Here is a 21385-nt window from a genome sequence, read left to right on the forward strand (position 1 = left end):
GGCAAAGCCGGATGCCTGCCTGAACACGGGAGATCAAGCCTAGTGCGCGAGATCTTAAACTAAGATCTGAAGTCGCGTTTGTTTCTAGGTTCGATCCCGGAAACGGTTGGTGATTGGGTAGCGGCGATCGCGTCCGAAGTTCTTTAGTGTGATTTTGACACCCGGAGCTGCCTGACGACGCTTGTACTCAGCGATGTAAAGAAGGTGTTCGACTCGATGGATGGTCTCAACAGAGTGACCGCGCTTTTCGATCTCGTCAAGGCTCAACTCTTGTTCCACGAGGCAGTGCAGGATGTCGTCCAGTACATCATACTCTGGCAGACTGTCCTGATCCGTCTGGTTTTCACGCAACTCAGCAGTCGGCGCTTTCACGATGATGTTGTTCGGGATCACCTCACCTGCCGGGCCCATGACACCTGCCGGGTGGTGTTTGTTGCGCCAGTCAGACAAGCGGTAGACCTCAGTCTTGTAAAGATCCTTAATCGGGTTGAAGCCGCCGTTCATGTCGCCGTAAAGGGTCGCATAGCCAACGGACATTTCTGACTTGTTGCCGGTGGTCACAACCATCGCGCCAAACTTGTTGGAGACCGCCATGAGGATAACACCGCGAGAACGGGACTGGAGGTTTTCCTCTGTGATGCCGCTCTCAGTGCCAGCAAAAACGCCGGACAGCGTCTTCTGGAAGCCTTCTACTGGCTCAGCGATTGGAATGGTGTCGTACTTCACGCCGAGTGCGTCAGCACACGCTTTAGCGTCCTTGATGCTTTCCTCGGAGGTGTAGCGGTATGGTAGCATGATGCAGTGAACTCGTTCAGCCCCCAGTGCATCAACGGCCATTGCAGCACATATGGCGCTATCGATGCCACCGGAAAGGCCGAGCACAACGCCCGGGAAGCCGTTCTTGTTTACATAGTCTTTCAGGCCAAGCACGCAGGCAAGCCAATCAGCTTCCTGTGTATCTGGCATAGGCACGACGCGCGCAGGCTCAATCAGCCAGTTTTCGTCTGCATCTTTTTTGAAGTTAAGATAGCCAGTCTCTTCGGTGAACTGACCCAATTGCATTGCCAGAGACCGATCATGATTAAGCGCAAAGGAGGCGCCATCAAAAACGAGTTCATCCTGTCCGCCGACCTGGTTGCAGTAAACAAATGGCAGGCCAGTCTCAACCACACGGGAGATCATGAGCTGCATACGCTCTTCGGTTTTTTCCCGGTTGTAAGGCGACGCATTTGGAACAACGAGGATTTCAGCGCCTGTCTCTTCAAGACACTCACAGACCTCATCCGTCCATGTGTCTTCACAGATTGGAACGCCTAAGCGAACACCGCGGAAGCTGATTGGGCCCGGGTTTGGACCAGCATCAAACACGCGCTTTTCATCGAACACGCCATAGTTTGGCAGATCAACTTTGAACCGCAGGCCTTCAACCTTGCCGTTATCCAACAAGGCCACAGCGTTATAGAGCTTTTCCCCCTCTGCCCATGGCAGGCCTACGAGAAGACCAGGACCACCGTCCGCAGTTTCTTTTGCCAAAGCTTCCAGTTCGCGCTTACAAGCTGCGACGAAGGAAGGCTTACGCACCAGATCTTCCAGCGGATAACCGGCAAGAAAGAGTTCGGAATACAAGACCAGATCAGCGCCTTGCTCGGCAGCTAGTTTTCTGTGATGCCGAACTTTTTCAGCATTACCGGAAATATCACCTACACAAGGATTGGCCTGAACGACGGCCAGACGGAACTGGTCTTTAATCATCATATGAACTTCAAAGGCTATAATGGGTTAATGGGATTGCCCTGATTGCTTCGAGCTTTCGTAGCTTTGCATCTCATGTACAGCGTTTTTATAGCTTAGAAAAGTCGATCCATCACATAGTTGATGGTTGGAGGAAAGGATTCACAGTCTCCGATCAGTCAGAGGACTTCTTCTTTAAGGTGCCGGAGTCTTTTGCTTTTGCCATCACATCCAGATGCTGCTGCAGGCGTGTTCCCATGGGCAGTTGCGCCATGTCTCTGGCCTGAACGCACTCATCCCCCTGCATGACAATCGCCTTCAGGCGGTCATACAGAATGGCTGGTGCGATTGGTTTGGCAAGAAAGTAGTTTACGCCCGCATTGCGCGCAGCAACGACCACGGAGCGTCGGGAATCTGCGGTGATGACGATCACCGGCGTTTTTGCAATTTCAGAATCCTGATCCTGCCGCAGGATACGGAGGAAGTCATTGCCATCGATGGGATGCATGATCCAGTCGCACAAAACGATGTCTGGTCGGCGATCAAGCAGGATAGCAATCGCGTCTGCTCCATCACCAGCTTCATAGATCGAGCGGACACCAAAGCCGGAGACCATGGTGCGCAAGATGGAACGCATGTAGTTGTTGTCATCTACAATGAGGATTGAATAGCCAGACAACAAAGAATCGCTCTGAAGCAACAAACTCTCCCTGAGGGCGAAAAAACCTAGAAATAAACCGAGCTGTTAAAGGCAGGAAGCACATAATTCCAATTTCCTATGTGCAACACATATGAGTATTTATCAAAAAAAGAGGGGCTGCACAATGTGCAACCCCTGATCATCAATTGAATACTCTAGATAGAGTTAAGTGTTCACTGCAACGCGAGATTCAGATTCTTTTCTGAGGTTCTCAGCGATTGTAAACGCCAGTTCCAGAGCCTGATCCGCATTGAGGCGCGGGTCACAATGCGTGTGGTAACGATCACCGAGCTGTTCTGCGGACAGTGCGCGTGCACCACCGGTACATTCAGTCACGTTACGACCAGTCATTTCAACATGAACACCACCAGCGTGGGTGCCTTCAGCGCGGTGAACCGCGAAGAATGCTTCCACTTCACGCAGGATACGCTCGAATGGACGGGTCTTGTAGCCGTTTGCGGTGATGGTGTTGCCGTGCATCGGATCACAGGACCAGACGACTTTCTTACCTTCACGCTCAACAGCACGAACCATTGCTGGCAGATGTTCGAAGACCTTGTCATGACCGAAGCGGGTGATCAGTGTCAGACGACCAGCTTCGTTTTCAGGGTTCAGAACATCGATCAGCTTGATCAGATCTTCAGGATCAAGAGATGGACCACATTTCAGGCCAATCGGGTTCTTGATGCCACGGAAGAACTCAACGTGTGCATGATCCAGCTGACGGGTCCGGTCACCAATCCAGAGCATATGGCCGGAGGTCGCGTAGCATTCGCCAGTGGTGGAATCGATACGGGTCAGAGCTTCTTCATAGCCCAGAAGCAGTGCCTCGTGGCTGGTGAAGAACTCAGTGGAACGCAGCTGAGGTGTGTTGTCCGGGTCAATGCCGCAAGCGCGCATGAAGGACAGCGCATCAGAGATACGGTCCGCCATTTCCTGATAGCGGTGCGCCTGCGGGCTGTCTTTTACGAAGCCGAGCATCCACTGGTGCACGTGGTCAAGGTTTGCAAAACCACCCTGCGCGAATGCACGCAGCAGGTTCAGGGTCGCAGCAGACTGACGGTATGCCTTCACCTGACGCTCAGGATCCGGAATACGAGACTCTTCGTTGAACTCGATACCGTTGATAATGTCACCACGGTAGCTTGGCAGCTCGATGCCATCTTTCTTCTCAATATTAGAAGAACGTGGCTTTGCGAACTGACCTGCAATACGGCCTACTTTCACAACCGGCTGCTGTGCACCATAGGTAAGGGCCACAGCCATCTGCAGGAATGCTCTAAAAAAGTCGCGGATGTGATCAGCGTGGTGCTCCGCAAAGCTCTCCGCACAATCACCACCTTGCAAGAGGAATCCACGCCCCTCGGCAACATCAGCGAGCTGCGCTTTCAACTTGCGCGCCTCACCTGCAAACACGAGCGGCGGATAAGATGCGAGGCGACTTTCAACGTCTGCCAATGCTTCCTTATCTGGATAGTCCGGCACCTGCACGATCGGTTTTGATCGCCAGGAATCCGGTGTCCATTTCTCCGCCATTTTAAAACTCCATCAATACGGAATGCTGCCAGCGCGCCCAATGCACTTGTCTTTGGCAGCTCTAATTCTTTCGAGCAGTTCTCATTTTCTGACAAAAGCCCAGAAAGGCTTATACACGCCGCCCGTTTGTCTGACTAGGGGTACGTATACGTTGTTTTATCGCTGTAGGTTGAGGATACCTCAAAAAATTCAGCTCTCACGAGAATCCATCAAACCAATCTTCTTTAGAGCTATTATGTTCCAAATAATCGAAACTTGGTAGAGAATTATTTCAAAGCACCCTTTGGGATCGCGGATGAACACTTGTGTAAAGATACATGAAGCGTTCACACTGCTGATCCTCAAGGCATATTTCAGCGATTTAAATATTGAGCATTCACAGATTTGAGCAGATCGTCAATAGTCGCAGCCAGCTCATTGGAGAGCACGATTGCCCGTGGATAGTACGGATCCTCGCGGTCCTTCAGGATCGGCACGCGGTCCCAACCATCGGTGGTTTCCACGAAGTGCTCCAGGCCCTCCTGCCCCCACAAGCGGTAGAAACCAGCCATGACGCAGTCTGCATAGCTCTGCAGGATTGGATGCTCTTCATTGCCCCAGTGGGCGTATTGGTCCTGAACCTGATAGAGGAACGTGTCCGCTGGCATTCGTCTGCCACAGTCTGGCACGAAGCTTCCTTCAGCAAGAGACTTGCGGGAATAGTGCCATTCGCGCTTATCAAGTGCAGGCAGGTTGGCTTTGGAGTCGAGAACCATTGCCCCGCGGATGACGGAACCTTCTTCACGGCGAACGCCAAGTGCACAGACGCCGACACCGGACATGCGGCCATTGCCTTCTTTGCCCTTTGAGCAGCCACGCCATTCCCGTTTCCATCCACTCAGCTGCCCGGCAATCACGGTAGTGCCGGTTGGAAGAGTTTCTTCGTTTACAAGTGAGCCATAACCAAAATAGCAAATCTGGTCCTGTGTGAGGTCTGTCACGGGTATTCCAATCAAAACTTGAGAGATGCCTTGCTCCTGTCGCAGGGCAAAAAAGAACCGCTAGCAAGGACTAGCGGCTCTTTGAAAGTCGACTAAAGTTTAATTCTTGCGGATACGCTCAGTTGGTTCGCGCATTGTCACCAGTTCTTCTGCGGCAGTTGGGTGAACCGCAATGGTGCGATCATAATCTGCCTTGGTAGCACCCATGGTCAGCGTGACGCCGATGATCTGGATCAGTTCACCAGAATCTGGGCCCATGATATGAATGCCGAGGATCTTATCGGTGTCTGCATCTACCAGCATCTTGAGGAACATCTTGCCCGGCTTGCCGGAAAGCGTGTTCTTCATTGGGCGGAAGGAAGAGGTGTAGATATCAATGTTGTCAAAACGTGCTTCCGCTTCTTCCTGTGTCAGACCAGCGGTGCCAATTTCTGGCTGGGAGAAGACAGCGGTTGGGATCATGGAGTGATCCACATGCCATTCCTTGCCACCATAAGTGCTGTCAGCGAACGCATGGCCTTCGCGGATCGCAACAGGGGTCAGGTTGGCGCGGTTAGTTACGTCACCGACAGCAAAGATGCTTGGTACGGAGCTCTGGCTCTGCGGGGTAACAACAATTGCCCCTGCCTTATCGAGCTCAACACCAGCTTCTTCGAGGCCGAGGCCTGCTGTGTTTGGACGACGACCAATTGCGTAAAGCACCTGATCGGCTTCGATTACTTCACCAGCATGGGTGGTCACTGTCAGGCCGCCCTCATGCTTCTCGATGGAAGCGATGGTAGATTTGGTTTTGACAGTGATGCCCTTTTCTTCCATCTGCTCATGCAGACCGGTGCGCAGGTCCATATCAAAACCGCGCAGGATCTCTTCGCCACGGTAAACCAGCGTGGTTTCAGAGCCCATTCCGTTGAAGATGCCAGCGAACTCGACCGCGATGTAGCCGCCTCCAACAACAATGGTGCGTTTCGGGAACTCGGAAAGGTGGAACGCTTCGTTGGACGTGATCGTGTGCTCACAGCCAACAAGGCCAGCATCCACGTTTGGCGTTGCGCCAACAGCAACGAGAATGCGCTCAGCTGTGATGACCTGATCAGTGGAGAGCAAGCGAACGGTGTTCGGGCCTTCGATAACAGCACGGCTGTCGTGCAACTCAACACCGGACTTGTCCAGGTTGCGGCGGTAGATGCCTTCGAGGCGGGTGATTTCCTTGTCTTTGTTTTCAACCAGCTTATCAAAGTCGAAGGTCGGCGTGCCGTTCAGGCTCCAGCCATACCCGTCAGCGTTGGCGAATTCTTCCGTGAACTTGGAAGCATATACAAAGAGTTTTTTTGGAACGCAGCCGCGGATTACGCAGGTACCGCCGTAGCGAAATTCTTCAGCAATACCAACACGGGCGCCATGGGTTGCTGCGATACGTGCTGCGCGCACACCGCCGGAACCAGCCCCAATAACAAAGAGATCGTAGTCGAAATTAGTCATTACAGCCCACTTTCGTTAGCAATAGAACCTTATGCAACGACGTTTCGTTTCGCTCTAAGGTCTTGTCTTATAAAAACGTAGGCTCAGACTTGGGCCAGATACGCCCAAATTTCAAGGGGCGTATCTGATCTAACTGTTCATTTTGGATTGCGATTTCGTGATCGCTTATTGAGCAGCCATCGCAGCAAGTTTCTGACGTGCAATAGCAACCATGTCGGTGCTGATCGCGTCGCCCCACTGCTTCGCTGCACCAATGGTCAGCGCGGACAGTGTGCCGGACAGGTCAGCAAGACGCTTACCAGTGTCAGAGTTGTAGAAAGTCGCGATTTCGTTGAGCTGCTCTTCGGTGAAGCGGCGCGCCCACACTTCGTAGATCACGCGGTCCAATTCCTGACGGCGTGGGATAAGTTCAACAGCAGCTTCGTTGACAGCAATGTCGATCTCAGCGCTCATTGCCGGATTGGAGCGAATGAACAGGGTGCGCGTGCGCTCAGCAACATCTGGAAGGATGTTGTCAAAGTTCTCGATGGACTTTGTTGCACGAACGGCTGCTTTTGCAGCTTCGATGTGGCTTTCAGAAATGGAATTGTCCTGAGCCATGACCGGGCTGGAAATCAGCACACCAGCAACAACCAGTGATGCGACACCTGCAATTGCTGCAGACTTGAACTTAGCGAGCATAAAATGGCTCCCCTATATTTTAATCAGCTGTCCTTAAATGACTGTCAGGATAGCTTAAGGTTCCAAGACACGAATTTCATCAGTACCGGCGACATAAGCCCGTACCGCCATATCAATAAACAACCCGTGTTCAACGACACCCGGAATAACTTCCAGGCGTTTTGCCAGTGACTTCGGATCGCTGATTGCCTTCAGGTGGCAATCGAGAATGTAGTTGCCGTTATCGGTTACAAGTGGCTTATCACCTGCCATACGCAGGATCATCTCGCCTTGCAGCCCCTCAGCGTCCAAGCTGTTTTGCATCATCTGCCGGGTAGCCTCAAGCCCGAATGGGATAACCTCCACGGGAAGCGGGAACTTTCCGAGGGTATCAACAATTTTGCTCTCATCTGCGATGACAAGCATACGGCCAGATGCTGCCGCGATGATTTTTTCGCGAAGCAGTGCCGCACCGCCACCTTTGATGAGGTTCAGCTGCGGATCGATCTCGTCCGCACCATCAATTACAAGGTCCAGCACCGGTGTTTCGTCCAGTGTGGTCAGTGGAACTCCCAGTTCATCGCAAAGCGCCTGAGAGTAAGAGGAGGCTGGAACACCGATGATCTCGAAACCATCCTTGACCATATCTGCCAGAAGGCGGATCATTTCGTTGACTGTTGATCCAGAACCTATCCCCAGCTTCATGCCGGGCTTAACTTCCTTGAGTGCTGCAGCTGCGGCCTGCGCCTTCAAACTCATTGCCATCTGACTATTTTCTCTTCCCCGGACCCTAAGCTTCTTAGGAAACATTCACAATTCAGAACAATTTTGCCTAGTTATACCGCTTGGGTCTACTCTGACATAACTCCTGCTGATTACCATGAGGTGCCAGCCCCGCCAAGCAGCAATCCACCCAACACACTATAGGTTTTCCTCGCAAATTGACTTCACGGCGAATTTCGTTAGGGTGGCGCGGATTTTCTCAACAGAAACGAGCTTAAGTATGACAACACCAGTTCTGGTTTTCGACCTAGACGGTACTCTCCTGGAGACCATGGGAGACCTAACAGCGTCGATGAATCATGTTTTGGTAGAAGCCGGATTTGAAGCCATTGAACTGAACGGGTTAGAAAAATGGTGGGTGCTGGCGTGAAAGTGCTGATGACCCGTGGGCTTGAGGCAAACAAGATTGAAGTGACAGACGAAGTTCTGGAACCGCTGCTTGCCAAGTTTATTCGTTATTACGAAACCCACATTGCTGATCACACTCACGCTTTTCCTCAGGCGCTGGAAACAATTGCGCGCTTGAGAGAAGCAGGCTGGAAAACCGCTATCTGCACAAACAAGCTGGAAAAACTGGCCAAGCCTCTGGTTCGGGCCATGGAGATGGAGCATCTGTTTGACTCGGTAGTCGGTGGTGACACCTTCTCCAAGAACAAGCCGGATGCGATGCCAGTGTTTGGCGCAATCGACATTGCGGGCGGTTCCCGTGCCGGTTCCATTTTCGTAGGTGACTCCAAAGCTGACATTTCTGCTGCGCGCAACGCTGGCCTGCCAGTGATTGCAGTTGATTTCGGTTACACCGACATTCCGGTTCGTGAACTTGGTCCGGATGTGGTGATTTCGCATTACAATCAGCTGGAAGCAGCTGTTAAAGAGCTGAGTGAAGAGAACGCTCCTTCCTAACTCTTTGATACAGAAAAAGATTAATCTGCCGCCCGTGCTTTTGCATTGGGCGGCAGTTTTGTTTGCAGCCGCAAATCTGACGTATTTCCCCCACGTAAATCCCATCATAAAATCACCGCTTGGTGCGAATTTTCGCTCAATGCAGTCACATTCCCCTGCGAAACATCCAGCATCGGAAAGCTCTGTTTTCCACTAAATGAAATCAACACAGGAACACCGCGTCAGGACAGGCGCTGGTCTATTGCTGCATGGTAAAAGCTTCACTTGTTTCGTTGTTTGCGATCATTCTTGCCAGTGCTCTTGCACAGTTGGCGAGCTCTGCTTTGTTGACGAGCCTGCCGCTTCAGATCGCCAGTATCGGAGGTTCTGCCTCACAGGCTGGCCTTGTGGCGGGTGCCTATTCGCTTGGCTTTATGGCCGGGTGCATGCGCGGTGTGCGGATGATCAACCGCATCGGTCACATCCGGGCCTTTGCTGGTGCAGCTGGTTTGACTGCCTTGTTGGTTCTCCTTTTCAAGAACTCTGAGAGCATCATTTTCTGGACTGTTCTGCGCTTCTTTATGGGTGCTGCCTTTGCCATGTTGTTTGCAACGGCGGATGCCTGGTTGAACGAGACCGTGAAAGATGAAGTCCGTGGCCGTGTTCTTTCCGTAAATTCCATTGTGATTGGTGCAATGGCTATTCTCTCACAGATTTTCGTTGCCCATTACACTGAGGTTCCTTTGCAGATGCTGGAGCTGCTGAGCGCAATTTTGCTGGCGGCGGTGGTTCTGCTGTGCATGACGCGTTCTGTGCCTCCACGGACCTACAAGTCCAAGCGTGTGAAGTTTCGTGAGATCTGGACGCAGTCTCCTGTTGCGGTGCTGGGTGCGTTTGCTTCCGGTGCGATTGTGACAAGCCTTTTGACCATTGTGCCGTTTTCCCTTTCCAAAGCTGGTGTTGGTGGCAGCACGACGGCTCTCATGATTGCCATGCTTTACATTGGGCGTCTTATGTTCCAGTGGCCGTTTGGCTCCCTTGCTGACCGTATGGATCGCAGATGGCTGATCCTTGGTTCCTCCACGCTGATCACTGCGATCATGGTGACCTTCCTGCTTGCTGATCCGTTTACTGGCTGGAACTCTGGTTTCCTGCGCAATTATCACCTGCTGACCATGCTGGGTCTGGTGCTGGCTGTTCTTGGTGGTCTTGCCTTCCCGCTGCAATCAATCTGTGTGGCGCACGCATTTGAGCGGAAACCGGAGAGCAGTGTTGCGCTTTCGACTTACCTGCTCTTTATCTGGGCAGCTGGCAGTGTGGCTGGTCCTACGCTCATCAGTATCCTCGCACCGATCCTTGGTTCCAAGACACCTGACTTCATCCTGATCAGCCTGAGTGGCTCTCTGGCGCTGTTCACGGCCTACCGGCTTTATGTGGCGAAGCTGTTCATGTTCCGTCGGCCATCCCGTAAGCCTTTGCTGATCGTGAGCAACATGCCTTATGCGAATTACCAACAAGCTCAACCCTCTGATAAATATAAGCAATAGGAGACCGGTCTGGATGCGCCGTACCCATCACGACGATATATCTGAGATATTTTGAATTCTTTTGGGAAAAGTTTCTGAGGGGGCTTGCAGGAACCCGGCAAAGGGCCTAAACACCTCCTCACGCCACACGGCGTACCACCCTACGGGGGCGATTAGCTCAGTTGGTAGAGCGCTTCGTTTACACCGAAGATGTCGGGAGTTCGAGTCTCTCATCGCCCACCATTCCTCTTCCAGAGGACTTCAAGTCTCCCGAATATTCGCGGAGGCTTTTTTATTTTCTCACAGCTTTTACCTTGTAGGATTAATCCCCTACCCCATATTGGCTCAATGGGAGTTAAAGCTCTTTGCAAACACTTCACTGATTGCAAAGCGTTGTAACGCCTTGTTTTGAAGCAAGTCATCTTTCCAAAATGAGCTTCACTCCTTTGGGCAGTTATTCAGTCGGGATCACGCATATGAACCGAATTTTCTTGTTTATCGGCAAAACCTTTGCAGCCTCTGTGATGCTGTTCTTTTTCGTCGTTGTATTCCAGACTGTCATGTATGGCGGTCCGGCACGAGATGTGGCAGCGTTTATCTCTGGCGCAGGTGGCGTTTCCTACACCTCTTATATGGCGATCCGAAACAGGAATGTGTGACGGCATACCTTCGCTTTGAAAAAGGGAGCCTGAGCTCCCTTTATGCATTTTGCTCTTACACTTCATTCCCCCATCCCACGGGGTAATGGCACGCCTTACATCTTCAGGTCTTCGCCTGTGCCGAAGTTATCAGCCACATAATCCAGATCCTTATCGCCGCGACCGGACAGATTCACGAGGATCGTTTCACCCGGACATTCCTTGGCCAGCTTGATGGCGTAGGCGACAGCGTGGGAGCTTTCCAGCGCTGGAATGATGCCCTCATAACGGGATAGCGCCCAGAACGCCTGCAGAGTTTCGTCGTCCGTTGCAGAGCCGTAGTGAACCTTGCCGATGTCATGCAGGTAGGAATGCTCAGGACCGACGCCCGGATAATCCAGACCGGATGCGATTGAGTGCACTGGCGCCGGATTGCCTTCTGCATCTTCCAGAACGCGGCACTTGAACCCATGAAGCATGCCCGGCTTACCGAATGTCATGGTTGCTGCGTGCTGACCAAGTTCAGGGCCTTTACCCATTGGCTCAACACCGTGGAGTTTGACAGACTTGTCCTGAATGAAGCCGGAGAACAGGCCCATTGCGTTGGAACCACCGCCGACACAGGCCACGGCGTGGTCTGGCAGGTTGCCCGTCATTTCCGTGAACTGCTCACGCGCCTCGATCCCGACAATCTGCTGGAAGTCGCGCACCATGCGTGGGAATGGGTGCGGGCCAACCACAGAGCCGATTGCGAACAGAGCCTCATCTGCCTGCTCCAGATAGGAGGTGAAGGCTGAGTCCACGGCCTCTTTCAGTGTACGGCCACCGAAACCAACCGGGACAAGCTTTGCACCGAGCAGCTGCATACGGACTACGTTTGGATGCTCTTTCTCAATATCCACTTCACCCATGTGGATTTCACATTCCAGCTCAAAATATGCGGCTGCGGTTGCCAGGGCCACGCCGTGCTGCCCTGCCCCGGTCTCTGCAATGAGCTTCTTTTTGCCCATGTGTTTGGCCAACAGAGCTTCTGCCATGCAGTGATTGAGCTTATGAGCACCGGAGTGGTTGAGGTCTTCACGCTTCAGATAGATGTTTGCGCCGGACCCAATGCGATTGGACAGGTTGCGGGCGTGAGAAACAGGTGTTGGACGGCCCTGAAAATGTTTGCGGATGTAACGCAGCTCATTGATGTAGGAAGCATCGCCTGAGATCTTGTCATAGGCTTTGGCAATCTCTTCGAACTGAGGTACCAGCTCAGGCGGCAGGAATGCACCGCCGTATTCTCCGAAGTAGCCTTCTTTGTTCGGAAACTCTTTTAAGTAATTGTCCATCTGCTCACGCTCTCCCAGCCCATTGATTATATGTGTAGGAGTGATGCTACTTTAAGCTGCGTGGGCCGATCCATCTGGCAATTGGAACTAGTCACTGATTTCTTGACAAATAAACAAGCACTTAAAGCACCGCATGGCATCCCATGCAGTGGTGAGGCAGGAGTTCCCGAGTTAATCGGGGTGAGCAAGGCGGCAGGCAATACCTGCGCTGTTTGTTAGTAATGAGTCTTCGGCATTGGCTACTCGCCTTGCCCGGGCTTTCTTGGGATGAACAACGTCGCCTCTTTTGCCTATAAGGCATGAAGGACGGGTCTCCCGTCAGCCGGTTTCCCGGAAAGACAGTGGCTTATCCAGTCAGGTTTCCCTGCCCAAACAGTTCCTCCGTCTCTGACAGATACAGTCGCAAAAGCAAGTCTCCTTGCCGGTGCTCGTGTATCCGTCACCGCGTGATACCCTATATTCCTGGGCCCTTCCCCTCAAACCATGCGGCCACGTTTGAAGTTCGGTTCACCGGACCACCGAAAGCTGCGTTACCTCTCCCGATAGCCCCGCCCAGCCTACGACAAACTGACGGTCGCTCCGCCAGCAGCCCGTTACGCAGGCATGCGATTAGTATGGGCATGGTTTTGAGGCAGGGGGATAAGTTTTTCAACTCCCGCATGCCCAAGCAAAAAAGCCCCGGCACAAGGCCGGGGCTTTCCGTAGATCAGAGAACTCTGAATTACTTCAGGCCTACACCGTAGAAGATGTGACCACCGAACGGGTCAATCTTGTAGTTGTCTACCTTTACGGAGACTGGCTCAGATACAACTGAGTGAGCGATGGTTGCCCATGGAGCTTCACGCTTGAAGACCACCTGTGCCTGCTCATAGAGCTTGGTACGCTCAGCGATATCTGAAGTCAGCTTCGCTTTAGAAATCAGGTCCTGGAACTCAGCATTACACCACTGAGCACGGTTGGAACCACCAACGCCTTCACAGCTCAAAAGAGCAGCAAGGAAGTTGTCTGGGTCACCATTGTCACCGGTCCAGCCGAGAAGAACAGCGCCGTCACGATCTTCTTCCTTAGAGCGCTTCAGGTACTCACCCCACTCGTAGGAAACGATCTCAACTTCTACACCAACCTCAGCAAAGTCAGACTGAATAACTTCAGCCATACGACGTGCGTTCGGGTTGTAAGGACGCTGAACAGGCATTGCCCAGATCTTCATCTTGAGATCTTTAACGCCTTCTGCTGCCAGAGCAGCTTTTGCAGCTTCCACGTCATAAACATCATCTTCGATAGAATCGTTGTATGACCAGATTGTTGGTGGAAGTGGGTTTTTAGCAACCTTACCAGCACTCTGGAAGACTGCATCGATGATCGCATCCTTGTTCATTGCTGCGTTAAGAGCACGGCGAACTTTTGGATTATCAAATGGCGCAACTTTGGTGTTGTAAGCCAGGTAACCCACGTTCAGGCCTTCCTGCTGCATCAGGTTGATCGCAGGATCTTCCTTCATTGCTTCAATATCAGCTGGGTTCGGGAATGGCATGACATGACATTCGCCCGCTTTAAGCTTCTGATAGCGAACAGATGCATCTGGAGTGATTGCGAAGACCAGATTGTCGATTGGCGCTTTGCCTGCCCAGTAGTCCGGGTGGGCTTTATAGCGGATCATCGCATCTTTCTGGTAACCAACCATCTGGAATGGGCCGGTGCCGACAGGGTTCTGGTCGAATGCATCCTTGTTGTCCATCATGTTATCTGCATATTCAGCAGAATGGATGGAAGCAAAGTCCATTGCCAGGTTTGCAAGCATTGGTGCTTCTGGACGCTTGAGAACGAACTTAACTGTGTAATCGTCAACACGTTCGATTTTTTCGATCAGGTTCGCCAGATCCATGTAACCGAAGTACTCATAGGTACCGCCTGATACCAGATGGTACGGATGATCTTTTTTACCCTGACGCTCAAAGGAGAAGATCACATCGTCTGCATTGAAGTCGCGGGTTGGAGTGAAGTTCTTTGTGGTGTGGAACTTAACGCCCTTACGAAGATAGAAGGTGTATTCCTTACCGTCTTCGGAAACTTCCCATTTTTCAGCCAGAGCTGGAACGATGTTGGTGCCGCCACGCTCAAATTCGATCAGACGGTTGAACATCTGACGGGAAGACGCGTCAAATGTTGTACCAGCTGTGTAGAGAGCTGGTGTGAAGCCCTCAGGAGAACCTTCTGAGCAGTATACAAGCGTCTTTGCCATGCTTGGTGCAGCAAACGCCAATGTCGCAGCAAACACACTGCCCATAAGAATTGATTTTTTCATTTCTCGTGTCCCCAATCACCTAAAGTGAATGCAAAAGCTTAGGCCTTTGATCATTTTGTCGAAGCTGCTTGATGCAGTTCTTCTCATAGGATTTTGCAGTGCCATGCCGCAGGCTCACCTCAAGCCTACGGGCTTCCCCACCAGGAGAAAGCCGAGTTCAGAGTGTTATCGGGAAGAAATAGCGCGGATAGAGCACAACATTGAGCCTCCCCTCCGCTGCGTTGTGTCCTCCCCAGCACACCCCATACGCAACAGCTGCAAACGGGAGTACCTTATACGTAATTGTCGGTAAAATCTCCTCTTAATTGCGTATTTTTCAAAGAATTTGTTTCAACATTGCACTGAATGGGGAAAATCGTTAATGAATGACAAAGCGGCGGCTCCCTCTTGGGAACCGCCGCTTTGTATATTAAATTGCTAATTTAGCTTACTGAGAAGCAGCCAGTCGCGCCTTGATGTGCGCGATGTCCGCCTGCGGCGTCGCGTTGAAGAGTGTACGGGTATACTCATGCTGAGGATTTCCAAACACTTCGTCGCGGGTGCCGTACTCAACCACCTCACCAAAGTACATTACCATCACCTTGTCTGCGATGTAGCGCACCACGGACAGATCGTGAGAAATGAACAGGTAAGTGAGGTTAAACTCGTCCTGCAGATCCGCCAGCAAGTTCAGGATTTGCGCCTGAACGGACAGATCCAACGCTGAAACTGGCTCATCGAGGATGAGCAGTGACGGGTTAAGCACCAGAGCACGTCCAATGGCGACGCGCTGACGCTGACCACCGGAGAACATGTGCGGGTAGCGGCTGTAGTGCTCCGGACCAAGGCCAACCTTGACCAGCATCTCCATCGCTTTGTCGCGACGCTCTGCCGGTGTCATGTCGGTGTTGATCATGAGCGGCTCAGTGAGCACGTCCCCAATGCGCTGACGCGGGTTCAAAGAACCGTATGGGTTCTGGAACACGATCTGCACTTTGGAGCGCATATCCTTGGACAGCTTTTCCTTGGAGATGTCGATTGGCTTGCCTTCGATGAGGAGCTCACCTTCGGTTGCCGGATCGATCAGGGTCAGGATACGGGCGAGCGTGGATTTACCACAGCCGGATTCCCCAACAACAGCAAGGGTCTTGCCGCGTTCCAGAGAGAAGCTGATACCCTTCAGCGCACGGTTGACGTGCTCTTTGCCGAAGAGGCCTTCTTTGGTCCGGTACTCACGCACCAGATTGCGTGCTTCGAGGATGATATCGCCAGCCATTAGGATGCACCTCCATCACCAAGGTGGAAATCAGACACCGTTGGCAGACGATCTCCTGTCGCATTTTCCGGAAGCGCTGACAGCAGAGCTTTGGTGTATGCGTTTTTCGGGCTTTCGAAGAGAGACAAGACGTCAGCCTCTTCCATCTTCTTGCCTTTGTACTGCACAATCACGCGGTCCGCAGTTTCTGCCACTACAGCCATGTCGTGGGTGATCATGATCAGACCCATGCCACTTTCGTGCTGAAGGTCCAAAAGAAGATCAAGGATCTGCTTCTGAATGGTCACGTCGAGCGCAGTGGTTGGCTCATCCGCGATCAGCAGTTTTGGCTTACAGGCAATTGCCATGGCGATCATGACGCGCTGACACTGACCACCGGACATCTGGTGCGGGTACTTTTTCAGAGCCTTTGCCGGCTCTGGCATCCCAACAGATTCCAGAAGTTCGATCGCACGCGCTTTACGCTCGCCGCGGCTCATGCTGGTGTGCTCTTTCAGAGTCTCATCGATCTGAGAGCCCACGGTGAAGCATGGGTTGAGGCTGGCAATTGGCTCCTGGAAGATCATGGAAATGTCTTTACCAATGATCTCACGGCGCTGTTTTGCAGACATGGTCAGAAGGTCGTAGCCTTCAAACTCCAGCTTATCCGCCCACAGGTGACCGTTGTTTGCCAGAAGTCCCATCACAGCAAGCATGGCGACGGATTTACCGGAGCCACTCTCGCCCACAACAGCAAGCACTTCGCCTGCCTCAATGGAATAACTCACACCATCCAGAGCACGAAAACGCCCATCGACTGTGTCGAATTCAACTGTGAGGTTTTCAATTTCAAGAAGGGCCATGATCAGCTCCTCTTCAGCTTAGGATCGAGTGCGTCACGCAGACCATCACCGATCAGGTTGATCGCCAGCACGGTGGTCAGGATCGCAAGACCTGGGAAGGTCACGACCCATGGCGCACGCAGGATGAACTCACGGGATTCAGCAAGCATTGTGCCCCACTCTGGATCCGGAGCCTGCGCACCCATGCCGAGGAAGCCGAGAGCTGCTGCATCGAGGATCGCGGTGGAGAAGGACAGTGCAGCCTGAACGATGAGCGGTGCCATACAGTTTGGCAGCACGGTCACGAACATCAGACGCAGAGTGCCAACACCGGACACGCGTGCGGCCATCACATACTCACGGCTCATCTCGGACATCACAGATGCACGGGTCAGACGCACGTAGTATGGCTGCTGAACAATCGCGATCGCGATCATCGCATTGATGAGCGACGGACCGAGGATTGCAACAAGCACCAGAGCAAGCAGCAAGGATGGAAACGCCAGGATGATGTCCATGATGCGCATGATGATGGTATCAATCCAACCACCAAACGTACCAGCCACCAGACCAAGGCAGACACCAACAACGAGCGCTACGGAAACAACCACCACACCGATGAACAGCGAGAACTGGCTGCCGTAGATCAGACGGGACAGCAGGTCACGTCCAACAGCATCGGTGCCAAGAATGTAGGACCAGTCCCCACCTTCCTGCCATGCAGGTGGCAGCAGCAGCGCATCGCGGTACTGCTCGATTGGTGAGTGTGGTGCGATGACCACAGCGCCAAGTGCGATAACCACAAGCGTCATAAAGAAGATCAGACCCGCAACAGCCCCTTTGTTGGTGCGGAAATGTCTCCAGAAGTTGACGATAAGTTCAAACCGGGTATCCGGCGCGGAATTTTGTGTCACGTCAGCCATGATTTACTCCGTATGCCGAATTTTCGGATTAATCAGACCATACATCAGGTCCACAATCAGGTTCACGATCATGACGATTGCAGCAATCATCAAGAGACCGCCCTGAACGACCGGGTAGTCACGGCGGAAAATACTATCAACCATCCACTTGCCGATGCCTGGCCATGAGAAGATGCTCTCAGTCAGGATCGCACCGGCGAACAGAACGCCGATCTGAAGGCCGATGATGGTGATGACAGGAATCAATGCATTACGCAGTGCATGAATGCCAATCACGCGGAAGTTGGACAGACCTTTTGCACGCGCGGTACGCACATAATCTTCATCCAGAACCTCCAGCATGGCAGATCGTGTCTGACGAGCGATCACAGCCAGTGGAATTGTGCCAAGAACGACTGTTGGAAGAATCAAGTGACTCACCGCGGATGCGAATGCACCTGGCTCATCAGCCAGCAACGTATCAATCAGCATGAAGCCGGTGACCGGTTCAATCCAGTAGAGCAGCGATATACGTCCTGATACCGGCGTCCATCCCAAAATGCCGGAGAAGAAGATGATCAGCAGCAGGCCCCACCAGAAGATTGGCATAGAATACCCAACGAGAGCTGTTGTCATCACGGTGTGGTCCAGAGTCTTACCGCGTTTTACTGCTGCGATAATACCTGCAGGAAGACCAACAACCACGGCGAAGATAATCGCACAGATGGAGAGCTCTACGGTTGCCGGGAACAGGGTCATAAACTCCTGAAGAACCGGCTGTTTTGTGACGATAGATACGCCAAGGTCGCCCTGGAACAAATTGCCCAGATAAGAAAGATACTGTTCCCAGACCGGTTTGTCATAACCGAACTGGACCATCAGCTCGTTGTAACGCTCAGGACTGACACCGCGTTCGCCAGCCAGAAGCAAAATTGGATCGCCCGGAAGCAGGCGAATAAAGAAGAACGAGGTCAATGTAACCCCGATAAAAGTCGGGACGAGCAAACCCAGTTTTTTAAATATGAGACGAAGCATACTTCAGTCACACCAATCAGAGGATTGTTTATCCGCAGGAAACCACCTGCGGTATGGAAGACTTTTCCAAAAAAGTATCCCGGCGAATACATCGCCGGGATACAAATTGTCCAGCGGAAAATTATTTCTACTTCAGATCTACACCATAGAAGTAATGACCGCCGAGGGGGTCAATCTTGTAGTTTTCAACACGAACACTAATAGGCTCAGAGACGAGAGAATGCGCAATAGTTGCCCAAGGCGCTTCACGCTTGAATACTACCTGAGCTTCTTCATAAAGTCTCGTGCGTTCATCTACGTCAGATACCTGTTTCGCTTTTTCAACGAGTTCATTAAATTCATCGTTACACCACTGTGCACGATTTGAGCCACCCACAGCGTCACAGGACAGAAGCACTGCGAGGAAGTTGTCCGGATCACCGTTGTCACCGGTCCAGCCCAGCAGAACTGCGCCGTCACGCTTCTCGTCAGCAGATCGCTTCAGATACTCACCCCATTCATAGGTCACGATCTCAACATCAACACCGACTTTCGCGAAGTCAGCCTGAAGGAGCTCAGCCATGCGGCGTGCGTTCGGGTTGTAAGGGCGCTGTACAGGCATTGCCCAGATCTTCATTTCCAGATCTGTGACACCTTCAGCTTCCAGCGCTGCTTTTGCAGCTTCCGGATCATATGGATCATCAACAACTTCATTGTTGTAGGACCACATGGTCGGCGGGATCGGGTTCTTCGCAACCTGCCCTACGCCCTGGAACACAGCATCCAGAATGGCCTGTTTGTTAATCGCCATGTTCAGCGCTTTACGCACTTTTGGATTATCAAATGGTGCCTGCTGGGTGTTGTAGGCCAGATAACCAACATTCAGACCTTCCTGCTGCAGGAGGGTGATGTTTGGATCTTTGGACATTGCTTCCAGATCAGCCGGGTTTGGATAAGCCATCACATGACATTCGCCAGCTGCAAGCTTCTGGTAGCGCACAGATGCGTCCGGAGTGATTGCAAACACCAGATTGTCCAGCGGGGCTTTGCCTCTCCAATAATCCGGGTTCGCTTTGTAACGGATCAAAGCGTCTTTCTGATAAGCAACCAGCTGGAATGGACCAGTACCAACAGGCTTCTGATCGAAGGTCTCCTTACTGTTCAACATCGCGTCTGCGTACTCAGCAGACTGGATGGAAGCAAAGCCCATCGCCAGGTTTGCGATCATTGGCGCTTCTGGACGGGTCAGCTTGAACTTGACGGTGTAGTCGTCAACTTTTTCGATGCTGTCGATCAGATCAGGCATGTCCATCGCGTTGAAGTACTCGTAAGTACCTCCGGACACATTGTGATACGGATTGTCTTTGTTGTCCTGACGGTCGAATGAAAAAATTACATCATCAGCGTTGAAGTCGCGCGTTGGTGTGAACCACTTTGTGGTGTGGAACTTGACACCTTTGCGAAGGTGGAAGGTGTATTCCTTGCCATCATCGGAGACTTCCCAGCTTTCTGCCAGTGCCGGAACTATTTCGGTTGTACCTGGCTTGAACTCTACCAGCTTGTTGTAGATCTGACGCGAGCTTGCATCAAATGTGGTCCCCGCGGTGTAGAGAGACGGTGTAAAGCCTTCCGGAGACCCTTCAGAGCAGTACACGAGAGTTTTTGCCATTACAGGACCAGCCACAACTGCTGCTGCGAACAGGCTACCACCAAGCAAGAGGCTTTTCTTCAAGGACATCAGTGTTCTCATTCCGTTATTTTTGCTTGTTCCAGTTGTTCTTCACTACTGCTTATTGCTGCAGTTTCTTCAGGGATCTTTGCCGTGAGGGACTATTCAGGCAGCGGGAGGATGGAAGACCGTTTTCTCAACGCAAAGGTGCACACGCATGACTGCGAGGACGAGCATCCTTCGGGCTTTTCGATTTCGGCTTGCACGTAATTCCGCGACGAGATTACTCACTCATAGCTCAAACCAAATCACCGACACCGCACAAGCATGTGCGATTAATTCTTCGACAGATGATTTTAGAGCATTAAGTTTCGTTTCTGACTTCGGAAATAATTAAAAATTTCAGAAGCACTGTCTAATCGGTACGACTACCTAGAACTGCACCTTCAGGTTGTTTTATTCCTTTTTACTTACCTGAAATTACATAGGTATTCTTACCACATATTCGCGAGGAGGTAATTATACTTTAGAATCGGAGACGAATATTTATACAGTTTTTACACAATACTATCAGGAGCTTATACGACTACGGGCCTGCGGACACACGTAAAGCGTGTCACACAAGCCTGTAAATCCAACAGTTTTGGGCTGTGTTTATTCTTCGGTTAGCTTGGCCATACACTCGTTATGTATGGACTGGATCTCAGAAATAGTCACTTCCAATGCATCTTTTCTTGCACTGAGCTCCTTGAGGACTTCCCCCGTTCGTGAGGCAAGGTATTCAAGCTGCTGGCGGTGCCCTTCCCCGTGCTGACCATAGAGGTCGAGGAAGTGCTTGATCTCGGAGAGTGATGAGCCGATCGCCTTCCCGCGCAGGATTAGCGCCAGACGCGCCCTGTCCTTGCGGTTATAGATGCGTACGCCATTCACCCGCTGAGGAGAGATGAGCCCCTTGCTTTCATAAAAGCGAATGGAGCGGGTTGAGATCTCGAACTCTTCAGCCAGATCACCAATGCCGAACAGTTCCTGATCAGAGCGATCGCTGGCTTTTTCCGCTTCCTCAAGAGGGTTTCGCGTTTCTTCTCTTTTGACAGACATGCATCCCCCTTATCGAGAAAGTCCAATTGACGTTACCTAACGTCCTCGTAAAGCCTTACCAGTGTGATTACA

19 protein-coding genes and 1 tRNA gene are annotated in these 21385 nt (G+C 51.9%); 5 read left to right on the forward strand and 15 right to left on the reverse strand.

Annotated elements, in window-relative coordinates; all coding sequences use genetic code 11:
• Positions 1-84 precede the first annotated feature (84 nt).
• The 7 genes from PJE062_RS21145 to rpiA all read right to left on the reverse strand — a co-directional run bounded on the left by PJE062_RS21145 (position 85) and on the right by rpiA (position 7851).
• Positions 85-1752, reverse strand: a complete 1668-nt coding sequence (locus tag PJE062_RS21145; RefSeq protein WP_008551998.1) for an NAD+ synthase — start codon at positions 1750-1752, stop codon at positions 85-87.
• Positions 1753-1906: 154 nt separating this feature from the next.
• Complete coding sequence (locus PJE062_RS21150; protein WP_208608700.1) at positions 1907-2431, reverse strand: response regulator; 525 nt, start codon at positions 2429-2431, stop codon at positions 1907-1909.
• Between the two features lie 165 nt (positions 2432-2596).
• The gene (locus tag PJE062_RS21155) at positions 2597-3967 is read right to left on the reverse strand and encodes a class II 3-deoxy-7-phosphoheptulonate synthase (protein WP_008551873.1); all 1371 of its coding nucleotides are present in this window, start codon (positions 3965-3967) and stop codon (positions 2597-2599) included.
• 353 nt (positions 3968-4320) lie between these two features.
• Complete coding sequence (locus PJE062_RS21160) at positions 4321-4947, reverse strand: gamma-glutamylcyclotransferase family protein (RefSeq protein ID WP_008551836.1); 627 nt, start codon at positions 4945-4947, stop codon at positions 4321-4323.
• Positions 4948-5046: 99 nt separating this feature from the next.
• The gene (gene gor, locus PJE062_RS21165) at positions 5047-6426 is read right to left on the reverse strand and encodes a glutathione-disulfide reductase (RefSeq protein WP_008551890.1); all 1380 of its coding nucleotides are present in this window, start codon (positions 6424-6426) and stop codon (positions 5047-5049) included.
• A 165-nt stretch (positions 6427-6591) separates the two neighbouring features.
• Positions 6592-7107, reverse strand: a complete 516-nt coding sequence (locus tag PJE062_RS21170) for a DUF2059 domain-containing protein (RefSeq protein WP_008551909.1) — start codon at positions 7105-7107, stop codon at positions 6592-6594.
• A gap of 54 nt (positions 7108-7161) precedes the next feature.
• A complete protein-coding gene (gene rpiA / locus PJE062_RS21175; RefSeq protein ID WP_008551913.1) occupies positions 7162-7851 on the reverse strand; it encodes a ribose-5-phosphate isomerase RpiA in 690 nt (229 codons plus the stop codon).
• A 238-nt stretch (positions 7852-8089) separates the two neighbouring features.
• Between rpiA and PJE062_RS26770 the strand changes: the two genes are divergently transcribed.
• The 5 genes from PJE062_RS26770 to PJE062_RS21195 all read left to right on the forward strand — a co-directional run bounded on the left by PJE062_RS26770 (position 8090) and on the right by PJE062_RS21195 (position 10936).
• Positions 8090-8239 carry an HAD family hydrolase gene (locus PJE062_RS26770; RefSeq protein ID WP_208982425.1) on the forward strand — a complete coding sequence of 50 codons (150 nt, stop codon included), beginning with the start codon at positions 8090-8092 and terminating at the stop codon, positions 8237-8239.
• On the forward strand, positions 8221-8772 hold the full coding sequence (locus tag PJE062_RS21180) for an HAD-IA family hydrolase (RefSeq protein ID WP_008551903.1): 552 nt from the start codon (positions 8221-8223) through the stop codon (positions 8770-8772). Before PJE062_RS26770 ends, PJE062_RS21180 begins: the two co-directional genes overlap by 19 nt.
• A 248-nt stretch (positions 8773-9020) precedes the next feature.
• Positions 9021-10298, forward strand: a complete 1278-nt coding sequence (locus PJE062_RS21185; protein WP_008552058.1) for an MFS transporter — start codon at positions 9021-9023, stop codon at positions 10296-10298.
• Between the two features lie 146 nt (positions 10299-10444).
• Positions 10445-10520, forward strand: a tRNA-Val gene (locus PJE062_RS21190).
• Between the two features lie 233 nt (positions 10521-10753).
• A complete protein-coding gene (locus tag PJE062_RS21195) occupies positions 10754-10936 on the forward strand; it encodes a hypothetical protein (RefSeq protein ID WP_008551766.1) in 183 nt (60 codons plus the stop codon).
• Between the two features lie 95 nt (positions 10937-11031).
• On the opposite strand, the gene trpB is transcribed toward PJE062_RS21195, so the two are convergent.
• The 8 genes from trpB to PJE062_RS21235 form a co-directional block, all read right to left on the reverse strand.
• Complete coding sequence (trpB, locus tag PJE062_RS21200) at positions 11032-12249, reverse strand: tryptophan synthase subunit beta (RefSeq protein WP_008551796.1); 1218 nt, start codon at positions 12247-12249, stop codon at positions 11032-11034.
• Positions 12250-12970: 721 nt separating this feature from the next.
• Entirely contained in the window at positions 12971-14554 is a 1584-nt protein-coding gene (locus tag PJE062_RS21205; RefSeq protein WP_008551774.1) for an ABC transporter substrate-binding protein, read from the reverse strand.
• A 427-nt stretch (positions 14555-14981) separates the two neighbouring features.
• Complete coding sequence (locus PJE062_RS21210) at positions 14982-15809, reverse strand: dipeptide ABC transporter ATP-binding protein (RefSeq protein ID WP_008551751.1); 828 nt, start codon at positions 15807-15809, stop codon at positions 14982-14984.
• Positions 15809-16651, reverse strand: a complete 843-nt coding sequence (locus PJE062_RS21215; RefSeq protein WP_008552065.1) for an ABC transporter ATP-binding protein — start codon at positions 16649-16651, stop codon at positions 15809-15811. The genes PJE062_RS21210 and PJE062_RS21215 overlap by 1 nt, the downstream gene beginning before the upstream one ends.
• A gap of 2 nt (positions 16652-16653) precedes the next feature.
• The gene (locus tag PJE062_RS21220; protein WP_008552025.1) at positions 16654-17553 is read right to left on the reverse strand and encodes an ABC transporter permease subunit; all 900 of its coding nucleotides are present in this window, start codon (positions 17551-17553) and stop codon (positions 16654-16656) included.
• 3 nt (positions 17554-17556) lie between these two features.
• On the reverse strand, positions 17557-18567 hold the full coding sequence (locus PJE062_RS21225; RefSeq protein ID WP_037037896.1) for an ABC transporter permease subunit: 1011 nt from the start codon (positions 18565-18567) through the stop codon (positions 17557-17559).
• A 127-nt stretch (positions 18568-18694) separates the two neighbouring features.
• Positions 18695-20284, reverse strand: coding sequence for an ABC transporter substrate-binding protein (locus PJE062_RS21230; protein WP_008551800.1), 1590 nt, complete (start codon positions 20282-20284; stop codon positions 18695-18697).
• Between the two features lie 585 nt (positions 20285-20869).
• Positions 20870-21313 (reverse strand): MerR family DNA-binding transcriptional regulator, encoded by a 444-nt coding sequence (locus PJE062_RS21235; protein WP_008551968.1) that lies wholly within the window; start codon positions 21311-21313, stop codon positions 20870-20872.
• Between the last annotated feature and the right edge of the window lie 72 nt (positions 21314-21385).

The sequence above is a fragment of the Pseudovibrio sp. JE062 genome, from assembly GCF_000156235.1.
In the GTDB taxonomy this organism is placed as follows: Bacteria; Pseudomonadota; Alphaproteobacteria; order Rhizobiales; family Stappiaceae; genus Pseudovibrio.